Source organism: Sphingopyxis sp. (assembly GCF_035250425.1).
Lineage (GTDB): Bacteria > Pseudomonadota > Alphaproteobacteria > Sphingomonadales > Sphingomonadaceae > Sphingopyxis.
Window position 1 is genome coordinate 38,461 of the sequence record NZ_DATFFD010000233.1, and the last position, 13,946, is coordinate 52,406.

The following is a 13,946-nucleotide window of genomic DNA, read 5'->3' on the forward strand; positions in this document are numbered from 1 at the left end:
CCTAATCGAGCATCGCTTCATCGTCCAGCACCGCCAGCGCCGCCTCGTCCCCCGGCGGGACGGCGAGGATGCGGCGCGCGATCGTCATGCTGTGTCCCGCGCGCAAAAAGGCGGCGATTTGCCGCTCGCGCTGCTTCGGATCGTCGCTCGATCGCACCGCGAACGGCCCGAACCGCCGCCGCCGCGCGAATCCGATCGCCGCAGCGACCGCGGCGCCCTCGGCCGTCTCGATCGCTTCGCCGCTGTCTTCTTCCGCGATTCCGTCGACATAAAGCTGCGCCTTGACCCGCCGCACGCCCAGCCCGCGCCGCGTCATCGCGCCCGCGCGCATCGCGGCATATTGGCGGTCGTCGAGATAGCGCAATTGCTCCATCCGGTCTGCCACCGCCTCGCACGCCGTCATGGCGTCGATATCGTCTATCCATTCGGATTCGCGGACTTTTCGCGACAAATAGCGCGTCAGTTTCGCCCGGCTCGTCGCGAATCGCGCGACATAGGCGAGCGCCAATTCGTCAAGCCTGGCCGCGCCGAGAGGCCTTTTCGATCGGTCGGATGGGGCGCGGCGGTTGGCCATATGCCATGTTTGTGCCACAGTCGGGCCTGATTGAGAACGATCAACACCGCCATATCGGGCCATAACGCCCGGAAATGGGCGATTGTTCTAACAACACAGGGCTCGCGCACATTATTATGGCTGCAAAAGATGACATGCTTGTTGCCGCGCGGCCCGTTTCACGGGATGTCGCACCCCCTATGACCCAGATCATCGACACTGAGGCCGGCGCGCTGACGTCGACCCCGACGCTTTGTGCGCAACCGCGCCGCTTTTCGGACTTCGCCACCGTCGGCGAAGCGCTCGACTATGCCGCGAACGGCACGCGCGGGCTCAATTTCCACGATCCGCGCGGCAAGCTTGTGCGTCCTTATCCGTACAGCGAACTCAAGGCCGACGCGCTCCATGCCGCCTATCGGCTGATCGCCGCGGGGGTGAAACCCGGCGACCGAATCGCGCTGATCGCCGAAACCGGTCCCGAATTCGCCGCGCTCTTCTTCGGCACGATCTACGCCGGCGCCTGGCCGGTGCCGCTGCCGCTGCCGACCAGCTTCGGCGGGCGCGATAGCTATGTCGGCCAGCTCGTGGTCCAGCTTTCGAGCTGCGATCCGACGATGCTCTTCTTCCCGCCCGAAATCGCCGCGATGGCGGTCGAAGCGGCCGAAAAGGAAGGCGTGACGCCCGTCGACTGGAGCGCTTTCGAGCAGAATCCGGCGCCGGTCGCCGCGCTTCCCGAGCAGAAGTCGGACGAAACCTGCTATCTCCAGTACAGCAGCGGCTCGACCCGTTTCCCGCATGGCGTCGCCGTTACCCACGCCGCGCTGCTCAACAACCTTGCCGCGCACAGCCACGGGATGGAGCTTCAGGATAGCGACCGCTGCATTTCGTGGCTCCCCTGGTATCACGACATGGGCCTTGTCGGCTGCCTACTCTCGCCGGTCGCGAACCAGGTGTCGGTCGACTATCTCAAGACCGAGGATTTTGCCCGCCGCCCGCTCGCCTGGCTCGACCTGATCAGCCGCAACGAGGGTACGACGCTCAGCTATTCGCCGACCTTCGGCTACGACATTTGCGCGCGCCGCGTGTCGAGCCAGACGCATGTCGCCGACCGCTTCGACCTGTCGCGCTGGCGCGTCGCGGGCAATGGCGCCGACATGATCCGCCCCGACGTGATGCAAAGCTTCGTCGACGCCTTTGCCGACGCGGGTTTCAAGGCGAGCGCCTTCCTGCCGAGCTATGGCCTTGCCGAAGCGACGCTTGCGGTCAGCATCATGCCGCCGGGCGAAGGCATCGTCGTCGAACTGGTCGAGGAAACCGAGCTGTCGGGCGCAGCGAATGATTCGGGCCGCCCGACGCGCTACCGCGCGATCGTCAACTGCGGCCGTGCTGCGCGCGACATGGTGATCGAGGTCCGCGACGAGGCGGGCAATGCGCTGCCCGACCAGACCGTCGGCAAAGTGTGGTGCACCGGCCCGTCGCTGATGACCGGCTATTTTCGCGACCCCGAATCGACCGCCGCCTGCATGAAGGACGGCTGGCTCGACACCGGCGATATGGGTTATTTGTCAGACGGTTACATCTATATCGTCGGCCGCGCCAAGGACATGATCATCGTCAACGGCAAGAATCACTGGCCGCAGGATATCGAATGGGCGGTCGAGCAATTGCCGGGCTTCAAATCGGGCGACATCGCGGCCTTCGCGATCACCGCGCCCGGCGGCGAGGAAACCCCGGCCGTGCTCGTCCAGTGCCGCACCAGCGACGAGGCCGAGCGCCTTGCGCTGCGCGAGACGATTCGCGACCGCGTCCGCGCGATCACCGGCATGAACTGCCTGATCGAACTGATCCCCCCGCGCACCTTGCCGCGGACCAGTTCGGGCAAGCTCAGCCGGTCGAAGGCGCGCGCGCAATATCTGGCCGGGGAAATCCAGCCTTTCGCGATGGCTGCATAAGACTGTTGCTGCCCTATCTATCGTCGTCACCATCTATCGTCGTCACCCCGGACTTGATCCGGGGTCCACAGCTGCCGTTGCGCCAATGGATCCCGGATCAAGTCCGGGATGACGAATGGCGGAAACGACCAATTTATGACGTTTTTACCTCGTCACCCTGAACTTGTTTCAGGGTCCATGGTCTGCCGTTTTTTCCTTCGGCGCAGCGTGGGATCAAAGCTCAGGCCATGGAAGCTGAAACAGGTTCAGCATGACGAGGTTTGGATGCCCGCTCTCCACCCCAAAGCCGACCTCCATAAGCGGTCTAATATGTTGTCCCCGGGCGGGACAGAAATTCGCGCCGGAACAGATCGATAGTTACCTTCGGGTAACCCCCGCGCGCTACACAAGGCGGGTGAAAAGCCTGCTGACCGATCCAATTGCTGCCGAAGTCATTCCTGCACGGACCCTGCTGGGGCTGGGGCCGCGCGATCAGGACATCGGCAACCTCCGCCAGCTCCAGCTCGCGCCGCTTCGCGGCCGCGGGTCGCTGCGCCTGCTGATGGGTATGGGCATGGCGCTCGTTGCCGCCTTCACCATGATTCTCAGCGTGCCGCTGCCGGTCGCCGCCGGCTGGCTGGGCGGCGCGCTGATTTTCGGCGTCTGGTCGTACAGCAGATTCCGCAACCTCCCGCTCGGCGACCCCAAGCTTTCGGGCGTGGCCGAATATCGGCTGTGCGTGCGGCACGCGCTCTATTCGGCGGTTCTCTGGGGATCGCCTTTCTGGCTGCAGGGACTGACGCCGACGCTCGACCATGTCCTTTCGATGTGGACGATCGCAGTGCTGATGATGGTCACGCTGTCGATCGTCGCGCACAGCGTCCCGCTGGCCTGCGCGCTGTTTATCGGGCCTGTCACGCTCTCGGCGGCCGCCGCGCTGGTGCGCGCCGGCGCGCCCCAGCTGGCCGGCGTCGCGCTCGCCGCGGGACTGCTGCTCTGCGCCTTTTGCGTCCGTTTCGCGCAAAGCCATATCCGCTTCCGCCGCGCCGAAGAGACGCTGCACGAAAAGACCGAAACCGTCAGCCTGCTGCTGCGCGAATTCGAGGAAACCTCGGCCGACTGGCTGTGGCAGACCGACAATAGCCGCCGCCTCGTCCATGTCTCGCCGCGCCTGGCCTATGCGCTCGGCGGCACCGCGGAGACGCTGGAGGGCGTCCCGCTGTTGCAGGCGCTTTCGGGCGATGCCTGGGAAACCGGGCTGTTCCCCAAAAGCCTCCACGACATGGCCGAACGGATGAAGCGGCGCGAGAGCTTTTCGAATCTGATCGTGCCGGTGACGATCGGCGGCATGCCGCGCTGGTGGGAATTGTCCGCCTCGCCGCGTCTCGACGAAGCCGGAAAGTTCCTCGGCTTCCGCGGGGTCGGATCGGATGTCACCGAAAAGCGCGCGACCGCCGAACAGATCGCCAAGATGGCGCGGTTCGACAATCTGACCGGGCTGCCCAATCGCCTCAGCCTCAACGAGGATCTGGCGCGCGCAATGGCGCACGCGCTCGACGCCAAGTCGCGCTGCGCGCTGCTGATGATCGACCTCGACCGGTTCAAGGCAGTCAATGATACGCTGGGCCACCCTGTCGGCGACAAATTGCTCGCGCAGGTCGCAGCGCGGCTGAAAGGCCTGATGGAACGCGGCATGACCTGCGGGCGGCTTGGCGGCGACGAATTTGCCGTGGTGCTCCACAATGTGGCGTCGGCCGATGCGGCCGAGGATCTCGCGCAGCGGATCATCACGACGATCAGCCGCCCCTATGTGGTCGACAATCATCAGCTGTTCGTGGGCGCCAGCATCGGATTCGCGATCGGGCCGACCGATGGCGCGACGGTCGAGACGCTCACCCGCAATGCCGATCTCGCGCTCTACAAGTCCAAGGACAAGGGCGGCAATGTCGTCGCGGCCTATGTCGCATCCTTGCACGCCCAGGCCGAGGAACGGCGCGTGATGGAGCAGGAATTGCGCGGCGCGCTCGAGCGCGGCGAGTTCGAACTCTATTATCAGCCGGTGGTCACCGCCGCCGACGGCACGCTCAACGGCTTCGAGGCGCTGATCCGCTGGCACAACCAGAAGCTCGGCAATGTCTCGCCGGGCCGCTTCATCCCGCTGGCCGAGGATGCGCGGCTGATCTCGCCGATCGGCGAATGGGTGCTGCGCACCGCGTGCCGCGAAGCGATGAAATGGCCGTCGAACCTGAAGGTCGCGATCAACGTCTCGGCCGACCAGCTCACCGACCCCAGCTTCGCCTCGGTCGTCGTCTCGGCGCTCGCGCAGAGCGGGCTTTCGCCGCAGCGGCTCGAGATCGAAGTCACCGAAAGCGTCTTCCTGCGCGACGGCGGCGGCGCGGCGCAACTGCTCGACCAGCTGATCGGGCTCGGCATCCGCCTGTCGCTCGACGATTTCGGCACCGGCTATTCGTCGCTCGGCTATCTGCGCAAGACGCAATTTTCGACGATCAAGGTCGATCGCAGCTTCGTCGTCGGGGCGGCGAAGGGCAGCATCGAATCGATCGCGATCATCCGCGCCGTCGTCGCGCTCGCCGACAGCCTCGGCATGTCGACGACCGCCGAAGGAGCCGAGACCGAGCTCGAGGTCGAAACGCTCCGCAGCATGGGGTGCAGCAACATCCAGGGCTATTATTACGGGCGGCCGATGCCGGCGAGCGACGTGCTGACGCTGTTCCGCGCGCCCGACGATGTGGCAACCGTCGCGGCGTGAGTTTCGGCCCTTCCCCCTTGATGGGGGAAGGATACGCAGCCTTGCCGCAAAGCGGCTAGGCGCAGTTGGATGGGGGTGCGCTCTCGTCCTCGCACCATCGGCCAGATCGAGAGCGCACCCCCACCGCTGCGACTAGGCGGCTGCGTCGCCAAGTCTAGCGCCTCCCCCATCAAGGGGGAGGAAAGGACAGCACGACGATCCGAAACACCCGCACGACGGATTGAACGTCTTAACAGAAGCTTTCCCCATCCACCGCATCGATGGCGCGACTCGTCGCTAGATGGGTGGTGGCCCGCGCTGGACGTGGCAAAGACGCTCCAACGCTTGAAGACAAGCCATCGGGGGGTCGCTTTCCATGCTTATTCGTCGTTACCTGGCAGCCGCCATGGCGTCTGTGATGATGATCACCGGCCTGCTCGCCAGCACCCCCGCTGCCGCGCGCGACTATCTGCAGTGCGTCCCCTTCGCCCGCGCCGAATCGGGCGTCGAAATCCGCGGCAACGCCAAGACCTGGTGGGCGCAGGCCGCCGGCATCTATCAGCGCGGCAATGAGCCCCGCCAGGGCGCGGTGATGGCGTTCGCCGGCACCGGCGGCATGCCGCTCGGCCATGTCGCCGTCGTCAAGAAAATCGTCAGCGACCGCGAAATCCTGATCGACCACGCCAACTGGTCGCCGATCAACGGCCGCCGCGGCCAGATCGAGCGGGGCGTCCGCGTCGTCGACGTCAGCGACGCCGGCGACTGGAGCATGGTTCGCGTGTGGTACGCCCCGATCGGCGACCTTGGCCTCCGCGCCAATCCGGTGCAGGGCTTCATCTACGCCGACGGCGAAGCGGGCGCCCCGAACAAGGCACCGAGCTTCAAGGCACCCGTATGGGCCCAAAACGACTGGAAGCCCGGCAACGGCCTCGAATTGGTCGCCGCCTCGCTCGGCCAGTAAGCCCGAACGACACTGCAAGCACATTGCGCGCATAAAGAAAGCCCCGGATCGCCTCCGGGGCTTGTCTTTTATGCACCATGATGCCGCGTGCTTAGGCTTCGTCGCCTTCGCCGGCGGCGGTGTCTTCGAACCAGGCTTCGACCTCGCCCGACAGCTTGATCGTCATCGCCTGGCCAAAGCGGTCCTTCGACTTGCCCGCGGCGACGCGGATCCAGCCTTCGGAGATCGAATATTCCTCGACGTCGGTGCGCTCCTTGCCCTTGAAGCGAATCCCGATGCCGCGCTGCAGCACCTCCATGTCGAAATGGGGCGAGCGCGGATTGGTCGACAGATGGTCGGGGGGCGTATCGGTCATGACTATATTTCCCAAAAAAATGATGGCGCGGCCCTAGCTGGACCGCGCCATCATCGTCAATCGTTGAGAAGCGGCACCGAGGGACCGGTGCCGCGACCTCAGCTTAGAACCCGGCCTTCAGCGTGACGAAAAACTGCTGCGGCGCGCCCGTCAGCAAAGTCTGACTGTCGCCGCGGTTGGCGAAGCCGTTGGTGCCGATCGTCGACACATATTCCTTGTCGAACAGGTTCGTCGCATTGGCCTGGATCGAGATGCGGTCATTGAGACGATAGCCAATGCTGGCATCGACGATCACGAACCCGCCGACCTCGGCGTCATTCTCGTACGAATAATAGCGTTTCGACGTGTAGTTGGCGCCGACGCGCGCGAAGAAGGTGCCATTGTCCCAGGTGATTTCGCCCTTGGCGAGATGGCGGGGCGAGTTGACCACCGTCTTGCCCGCGGTCGCCGCGACCACGGCGCCCGCCGCATTGACGACATCGTCCTGATATTCGGAGTCGTTATAGGCATAGGAGGCGAAGAGCGCGAGTTCGGGGGTGACGCGGAACGTCCCCGCCGCCTCGACTCCCCACGAACGGACATCGCCGACGTTGCTGAGGATCGCCGGATTGCCCTGAATGCCCGATCCGTTGGCGAACGCGATGATGCGGTCCTTGAAGTCGACATAATAGCCCGCGATCACGCCCTGAAAGCGCGAGGCTTTGGTGCGGAAACCCAGCTCATAGGTCGTCGAGGTTTCGGGTTTGAGGTCGAGCGCGTCGAAGCCCGCCTGCGTCGTGGCGAAGGGACCGCCGGTCGCCGAGCTTTCGAACGCGCGCATATTCTGGGTGTAGCTCGCGAACAGCTCGTTATCGTCGTTGACGCGATAGAGCAGGCCAGCCTGCGGCAGGAACCAGTCCTTCGCCTCGGTCTTTCCCGACGCGAGCCCGCCGCGCACGACCGGCGTCGCAAGGTTGGTGACGCGCAGCCCCTTCCAGCCCGCATTGATCTGGAAGCCGCCGAGGTCGAGCGTGTCCTGCACATGATATTGCAGCGTCTGGGTGTCGAAATCGAACTCCCACTGTGTGGCCAGCGGATCCTTGGGGAATTTCAGGCTGCCGCGGCTCGGCGCGCCCATGGTGTCGGCAAGGCCATAGAAGCGCCGCGCCTGGTTGAAGGCGTTATCCTCGTACCACATGCCGATTTCGAACTTGTTGTTGCCGACCTCGAACAGGCTGGAGGTGACGATGCCATAGCGTTCGATGTCATATTCGGTGGTGCGGATCGTCATCGGCGCGCCGCCGGGGGTGGTCACATAGGGCGTGAACCACAGGCCGCGGCCCTTGTTGCCATGATAATAGCCCGTCGCCCTCAGCGTCCAATATTCGCCGAGCGGCGCCACGACGCCGACGCCGGCCAGCCAGTCCTTGCGCAGGCCCGCGGCATCATAATAAGCGTCGTCCACGGTTCCGACGGGCGCCGGGAACGCCTCGCCGGCCCCGGCATAGGGCGCGACATAAGGCGTTCCGAGCGGCAGGCTGCCATTGGCGACGCCCGCGTTATAGGCCGCACGCGCGACCTGGTTCTGATAGACTTTGGCGACCTGGACCGCCGTGTCCCAATCCTTCGCGAAATTGTCCCACTGATAACCGAGGCGGCCGATCATGTCGGCGCTGAGGTCCTGATAGTCATTCTCGCGGCGGTTCGAATAGTTGACGAAGCCGAAGAACTGGCCGTCGCCGACGGGCTGGACGATGCGCGCATTGACCTGGTCCTGACGCTGGATGCCATTGCCCTTCCACTTGTCGGCATCCTGCCAGGCATAGCTCAGCGACAGACGCGGCCCGCCGGGCGCGATCTCGCCGCTGTCGATGCGCGCGAAGAGGCGCTTGGTCTCGTCGCTGCCATAGGTGGCCGACGCCTCGACGCCGAGTTCCTCGGCCGGTTCGCGCGAGAAGAATTCTATCGTGCCGCCAAGGTTGCTCGTCGACGCCGCGCCAAGCGAGCCCGCGCCCTGCGCGACTTCGACCCGGCCGACATTCTCGCTGATGATCGCGCGGCTGATGTGCAGGCCGTTGTGGTTGCCATAGGCCATGTCGCCGAGCGGCACGCCGTCGAGCGTGAAGCCGAGCTGGTTCTGCGAAAAGCCGCGGATCGAGATGCGCGCCGACCATTCATAGGCACCGAACGGATCGGCGGCCTGGAAATTGACCCCGGGCAGCTTGTCGATGGCCTTGAGCGGGCTGATCCCCGAAACCTCGAGTGCGATGTCGGCGGCGCCCAGTTCCTGCACCTGCCGCGCCTGCCCCTGCCCGAGCACGACGATCTCGTCGACATCGCCGGCATTGGCGGCATCGGCCGCGGCGTCTTCGGCCAAGGCCGGCGTCGCGGCCAGCATGGCGAGCGCAGCGATCGAGGCGGCCCCGGCGCGCAGGCGGTTCCTGAACTGATTGGTCATCGATGAATCCCCTTTTCCCGGTCGCGAAATGGCGCCGGGGTCGCGGGGGCATTAGGCGGGCGATATTGCTGCGCTGCGGCGGAAGCGTGACAGCGTGATGACGGAAAGAAGAAGGATAAGCGGCAATCGCGCCACCACCCGGTCGGGAACTTTTTACCCCGGATCGATCAGGGCAAATATTGTCTCGCATCGGATCACTTCTAAGAAGAGGAGGATGCGATTGCAGAACATATAAAAGAACTATTATAGCGCCGCGGCGGCGTAAAGCCTGTCGGCGAGCGGATAGAGGTCGCGCTCCTCACGCTCGACCCGCATCGCGAGCACGGCGAAGATCGCGGCCGTCTCGCGGCCGAATTCCTCGGGGCGGGCTGCGACGCGTTCGGCGGTCCATTTGCCGTCATAAGCGACATATTCCGCCGCAAGATCGCCCATTTCCAATTCGAACTCGTGCGTGATGCGCATCATCTCCGCGTCGCCCGTCGCGCGCAGGCGCGGATAGAGGATCCAGTCCTCGCATTTCAGGTGGCGCACCAGCGTTTCGCGAAGCCGCGCGCGCGCCGCCGCCAGCTCGGCCGGCCGCGGCGGGCCGGGGGTGTTGGTCAATTCGGTTATGATCCCCGCCAGCGCGATCAGCGCCGCATGTTCGGCGCGCAGTCGCTCCATTTCGCGGCTCAAGGGCATGGCAGCTCCAAGCGATACGAGGCGGTCCCTCCACTTCGTTTTGAGAGCACCGCAACCGGAAAGTAAATTGATATTTGATACCGTCCGAAATGCCGGAAGGGTCCGCACCGGAACGATCCCTTGCGGTCGTTTCGCCGCTGGCGCGGCCCGGCACCGGCTGCCCGCCGTACCGGGAACCGCTCGCCGCCTTGTTCATTGTGACTCGGGAGAGCGAAAGGGAAATCGATGGCCGCACGCGCTTACTGGAAGGGGCAGATCCGGCTCGCGCTGGTGTCGATCCCGGTCGAAATCTATTCGGCGACCAAATCGGGCGCCGCGGTGACCTTTCGCCAGATCCACGAACCGAGCGGCAAGCCGGTCAAATATGAAAAGATCGTGCCGGGCATCGGCGCGATCGACCATGACGATATCGTCAAGGGATTCGAACTGTCGAAGGGCAATTATGTCCTGCTCGACGAGGAGGAGATCGAGGCGGTCAAGCTCGAGAGCAAGCGCACATTGGAGCTTGTCCAGTTCGTCGATACCGACGCGATCGACGTCCTTTATTATACCAAGCCCTATTATGTCGTCCCCGCCGACGAACTCGCCGAAGAAGCCTATATCGTGCTGCGCGAAGCGCTCAAACGCACCAAAAAGGTCGGGCTCGGCCAGCTCTCCTTGAGGGGTCAGGAACAGCTTGTCGCGCTGCGCCCGTGCGGGCGCGGGCTGGTGCTCGAAGTGCTGCGCTACGCCGACGAGGTGAACAAGGCGGCGAATTATTTCCGCGATGTCGGCGATGCAAAACCCGATGCCGACCTGCTCGACCTCGCCGAAACGCTGATTGGCAAGAAGAGCGGCAAGTTCGACGCGTCGGATTATCACAATCATTATGTTGACGCCTTGAAGCGCGTGATCGCCAAAAAGGCGAAGGCCAAGGGCAAGCGCGTCCTCGAGGATGTCGAGGAACCCGCCGGCGTGTCGCGCGGCTCGAACGTCATCGACCTGATGGCGGCGCTCAAAGCTTCGGTCGAGGGCAAGAAGAACCCCCCCGCCGCCGCGGAGAAGAAGGTGTCCGCCAAGAAGGCGGCGGCCAAAAAGACCTCCGAACGCAAGCGCGCCTGATGATCCTCAACGACGCCCTGTGGTTCGAAACGATTGACACCCAGATTTTGCTGCGCCTCGGCGTCGCGACGCTGGTGGGCCTCGCGCTCGGACTCGACCGCGAGCTCAAGGGCTACGACGCAGGACTGCGCACCCACGGGCTGGTGGCGCTCAGCGCGGCGCTATCGACCGTCGTCTCGATCGCGCTCTATCATCAACTGGGCGGCGCCGATTCCTCGCTCGATCCGCTGCGCGTGATCGAGGGTATGGCGGCGGCGATCGGGATCATCGCCGCGGGGCTGATCATCGTCAAAGGCGGCGAGGTGCGCAACCTGACCACCGCCGCGCACATCTGGCTGACCGCGGCGGTCGGCATTGCGAGCGGCGCCGGATATTTCGCCGTCGTGCTGATCGCCGCGGGCCTCGCGCTGGTGCTCCTCGTCCTGCTGCGTGCCGTCGAGCGCCGTTTGCCTTCGGACGCGCACGAGGACGCCGATGAGCCGCGCTGATCCCCTCGCGCAATATCATGCGAAGCGCGACTTTGCGCTGACCCCCGAGCCTGCGGGCAAGGTCGCGCCCGGAAAGGGCAACCGCTTCATCGTCCAGAAGCATGATGCGACACGGCTCCACTACGACTTCCGGCTCGAAGCGGGCGGCGTCCTCAAAAGCTGGGCGGTGACTAGGGGGCCGAGCGCCGACCCCGCCGATAAACGCCTCGCGGTGCGCACCGAGGACCATCCGATGAGCTACGCCGATTTCGAGGGGGTGATCCCCAAGGGCGAATATGGCGGCGGTACGGTGATGCTGTGGGACCGCGGCACCTGGGCGCCGGTCGAAGGCAAGAGCGCAAAGGATCTGGACAAGGGCCATCTCCATTTCACTCTCGACGGCGAACGCATGAAGGGCGAATGGCTGCTCGTCCGCATGAAGCCGCGCCCCGGCGAGAAGCGCGAGAACTGGCTTCTGCGCAAGGTGAACGATGCTTATGCGGGCGGCACCGACGACCTCGTCGGGCGCGAGCTCACGAGCATCCTCACCGGCCGCACGATGGCCGAAATCGCCGGCGACGAAGGCGGCGAGCAGTCGCTTGCGGGCGCCAAGGGCGCGGCTTTCGCGAAGAAGATGGCCGATGCCGCCGCGCACAACAAAAAGATCGCCAAGCCTGCCGCAAAGGGCAAACCGCCCAAATTCCGCCCGCTCCAGCTCGCGACGCTCGTCGACGCCGTCCCCGCCGGCAATGGCTGGTTCCACGAAATCAAATATGACGGCTACCGCGCCGAAATCGCCGCCGCGGGATCGGACGTGCGCGTTTACACGCGCAATGGCCTCGACTGGACCGAAAAATTCACGCCGCTCGTCCGCCATATCGCGGCGCTCGATCTGCCGCCCTGCCTGATCGACGGCGAGATCGTCGCCTATGGCAAGGACGGCAACCCCGATTTCTCGTCGCTGCAGGCGGTGCTGAAGCGCGGCCACGGCGCGCAGGACGAGAAAACGGAGCTGCTCTTTTTCGCCTTCGACCTGCTCGAAGAGGGCGGCAAGTCGCTTGCCAAGCTCGGCAATCTCGAACGCAAGGAGCGGCTCGAAGCGCTGCTTCGCGATGCCCGGCCCCCGATCTCGGTTGCCGACCATGTCATCCGCGCGGGCGAAAACCTCTATGGCGCGATGTGCGGTGCGGGGCAGGAAGGCATCATTTCGAAGCGCGCCGACGCGGCCTATTCGGGCCGCCGCTCGAAAAATTGGGTGAAGGTCAAATGCACGCGGCGGCAGGAGTTCATCCTTGTCGGCTGGAAACCTTCGTCGACCAAGGCGCGCGCCTTCGCCTCGCTCCTGCTCGCGCAGCGCGAGGGCGGCGCGCTCGTCTACAAGGGCAATGTCGGCACGGGCTTCGACGCCGCCGCCATGGCCGACCTCGCCAGGAAATTCGCGAGCCGCGAACGCAAGACCGCGCCGCTCGAGGTCGACGCCGTTTCCGCACGCAAGGTCCGCTGGCTCAAACCCGATCTCGTCGCCGAAATCGCCTTCGCCGAATTCACCGCGGGCGGATCGGTGCGCCACGCAAGCTTTCTTGGCTTGCGCGCAGACAAGGAGGCGAAAGACGTGACCCCCGAAATCAGCCAGGCCGCACCCGAACCGGCAAACGAGGTGACGATCAGCAGCCGCGACCGCATCATTTTTCCCGAAGCGAAGGCGACCAAAGGCGATCTCGCCGATTATTATGCCGCGATCGCGCCGGTCATGCTCCCGCACACCGCGCGCCGCCCGATCAGCCTCGTCCGCTGTCCGCAGGGGCGCGGCAAGAAATGCTTTTTCCAAAAGCATGATTCGGGCTCGTTCGGCGAGCATGTGCGGCACGTCCCGATCCGCGAGAAGGACGGCGGGCACGAGGATTATCTCTATGTCGAGGACGCCGACGGCCTGCTCGCCTGCGTCCAGATGGGGACGATCGAATTCCACGGCTGGGGCAGCCATGTGGGCTCCCTCGAAAAGCCCGACCGCATGGTCTTCGATCTCGATCCCGACGAGGGACTCGCCTTCGCCGACGTCAAAAAAGCCGCCGCCGACATCCGCCGCCAGCTCGCCGATATCGGGCTCGTCAGCTTCGCGATGCTCTCGGGCGGCAAGGGCGTGCATGTCGTCGTGCCCGTAGATCCGGGGCACAGCTGGGACGCCCACAAGGATTTCTCGAAACGCTTCGCCGAGGCGCTGAGCCTCGCCGAACCCGACCGCTTCGTCGCGACGATGAGCAAGGCGAAGCGCAAGAACAAGATCTTCATCGATTACCTCCGCAACCAGCGGGGCAGCACCGCGATCATGCCCTGGTCGGCGCGCGCGCGCGAACAGGCGCCGGTCGCGGTGCCGATCGGCTGGGATGCGCTTGCCGATGTCGAAAAGGCGGGACGTTGGACGATCAAGGACGTTGCAGACCTGCTCACTCGCGCCGCCAGCTCCGAACTCAAGGGCTGGGGTTTCGCAAGCCAGTCGCTTCCCGATTTCTAGCCGCCCCGGCGGCATCCGCGCTGCCGCTTCCGGAGTCGCGCGCGCGGAAATCGGCGGAAGCCTCAATGATACCAATAAAATACCAAAATGCCGCATATTTTGCGCTAACCGGCGCCCTATCGCATCTTATAGAGCTTGACGTATAGATTGGTATGTATAAGTTCCTTCGAAAATCAGAGCAAAATTGATCTAGAATCAA

10 protein-coding genes are annotated in these 13,946 nt (G+C 64.6%); 6 read left to right on the plus strand and 4 right to left on the minus strand.

All coding sequences use genetic code 11. The annotated features are described in order from the left end of the window. Nucleotide 1: 1 nt before the first annotated feature. Nucleotides 2-508: a regulatory protein RecX gene (locus VJ811_RS13915; RefSeq protein ID WP_324073329.1), complete on the minus strand. Its 507-nt coding sequence runs from the start codon at nucleotides 506-508 to the stop codon at nucleotides 2-4. A gap of 245 nt (nucleotides 509-753) precedes the next feature. On the opposite strand from VJ811_RS13915, the gene VJ811_RS13920 reads away from it, so the two are divergent. From VJ811_RS13920 to VJ811_RS13930, 3 genes are all read left to right on the plus strand, one after another. After that, a complete protein-coding gene (locus VJ811_RS13920; RefSeq protein WP_324073331.1) occupies nucleotides 754-2,505 on the plus strand; it encodes a fatty acyl-AMP ligase in 1,752 nt (583 codons plus the stop codon). A gap of 394 nt (nucleotides 2,506-2,899) precedes the next feature. Next, nucleotides 2,900-5,254 (plus strand): putative bifunctional diguanylate cyclase/phosphodiesterase, encoded by a 2,355-nt coding sequence (locus tag VJ811_RS13925; protein WP_324073333.1) that lies wholly within the window; start codon nucleotides 2,900-2,902, stop codon nucleotides 5,252-5,254. Nucleotides 5,255-5,639: 385 nt separating this feature from the next. Further along, nucleotides 5,640-6,194 (plus strand): CHAP domain-containing protein, encoded by a 555-nt coding sequence (locus tag VJ811_RS13930; RefSeq protein WP_324073336.1) that lies wholly within the window; start codon nucleotides 5,640-5,642, stop codon nucleotides 6,192-6,194. Nucleotides 6,195-6,285: 91 nt separating this feature from the next. Here VJ811_RS13930 and VJ811_RS13935 read toward each other — a convergent pair whose 3' ends face one another. The 3 genes from VJ811_RS13935 to VJ811_RS13945 form a co-directional block, all read right to left on the minus strand. Then, nucleotides 6,286-6,549, minus strand: a complete 264-nt coding sequence (locus VJ811_RS13935) for a DUF3297 family protein (RefSeq protein ID WP_324073337.1) — start codon at nucleotides 6,547-6,549, stop codon at nucleotides 6,286-6,288. A 103-nt stretch (nucleotides 6,550-6,652) separates the two neighbouring features. Continuing rightward, nucleotides 6,653-8,986, minus strand: coding sequence for a TonB-dependent receptor (locus tag VJ811_RS13940; protein ID WP_324073339.1), 2,334 nt, complete (start codon nucleotides 8,984-8,986; stop codon nucleotides 6,653-6,655). 243 nt (nucleotides 8,987-9,229) lie between these two features. Beyond that, nucleotides 9,230-9,667, minus strand: a complete 438-nt coding sequence (locus VJ811_RS13945) for a hemerythrin domain-containing protein (protein WP_324073341.1) — start codon at nucleotides 9,665-9,667, stop codon at nucleotides 9,230-9,232. Between the two features lie 225 nt (nucleotides 9,668-9,892). On the opposite strand from VJ811_RS13945, the gene VJ811_RS13950 reads away from it, so the two are divergent. Genes VJ811_RS13950 through ligD form a run of 3 tightly spaced genes read left to right on the plus strand, consistent with a single transcriptional unit; the run spans nucleotide 9,893 to nucleotide 13,747 of the window. Then, complete coding sequence (locus VJ811_RS13950) at nucleotides 9,893-10,768, plus strand: Ku protein (RefSeq protein ID WP_324073343.1); 876 nt, start codon at nucleotides 9,893-9,895, stop codon at nucleotides 10,766-10,768. Further along, on the plus strand, nucleotides 10,768-11,256 hold the full coding sequence (locus tag VJ811_RS13955) for an MgtC/SapB family protein (protein WP_324073345.1): 489 nt from the start codon (nucleotides 10,768-10,770) through the stop codon (nucleotides 11,254-11,256). Before VJ811_RS13950 ends, VJ811_RS13955 begins: the two co-directional genes overlap by 1 nt. Continuing rightward, nucleotides 11,243-13,747: a DNA ligase D gene (ligD, locus tag VJ811_RS13960; RefSeq protein ID WP_324073347.1), complete on the plus strand. Its 2,505-nt coding sequence runs from the start codon at nucleotides 11,243-11,245 to the stop codon at nucleotides 13,745-13,747. The genes VJ811_RS13955 and ligD overlap by 14 nt, the downstream gene beginning before the upstream one ends. The last annotated feature ends 199 nt before the right edge of the window (nucleotides 13,748-13,946 follow it).

What these genes read in the sequence shown, in the direction of transcription:
- VJ811_RS13920 (WP_324073331.1), top strand. Translation starts at nt 754, where the DNA reads ATGACCCAGATCATCGACACTGAGGCCGGCGCGCTGACGTCGACCCCG.
- VJ811_RS13930 (WP_324073336.1), top strand. Translation starts at nt 5,640, where the DNA reads ATGGCGTCTGTGATGATGATCACCGGCCTGCTCGCCAGCACCCCCGCT.
- VJ811_RS13935 (WP_324073337.1), bottom strand. Translation starts at nt 6,549, where the DNA reads ATGACCGATACGCCCCCCGACCATCTGTCGACCAATCCGCGCTCGCCC.
- VJ811_RS13940 (WP_324073339.1), bottom strand. Translation starts at nt 8,986, where the DNA reads ATGACCAATCAGTTCAGGAACCGCCTGCGCGCCGGGGCCGCCTCGATC.
- VJ811_RS13945 (WP_324073341.1), bottom strand. Translation starts at nt 9,667, where the DNA reads ATGCCCTTGAGCCGCGAAATGGAGCGACTGCGCGCCGAACATGCGGCG.
- VJ811_RS13950 (WP_324073343.1), top strand. Translation starts at nt 9,893, where the DNA reads ATGGCCGCACGCGCTTACTGGAAGGGGCAGATCCGGCTCGCGCTGGTG.
- VJ811_RS13955 (WP_324073345.1), top strand. Translation starts at nt 10,768, where the DNA reads ATGATCCTCAACGACGCCCTGTGGTTCGAAACGATTGACACCCAGATT.
- ligD (WP_324073347.1), top strand. Translation starts at nt 11,243, where the DNA reads ATGAGCCGCGCTGATCCCCTCGCGCAATATCATGCGAAGCGCGACTTT.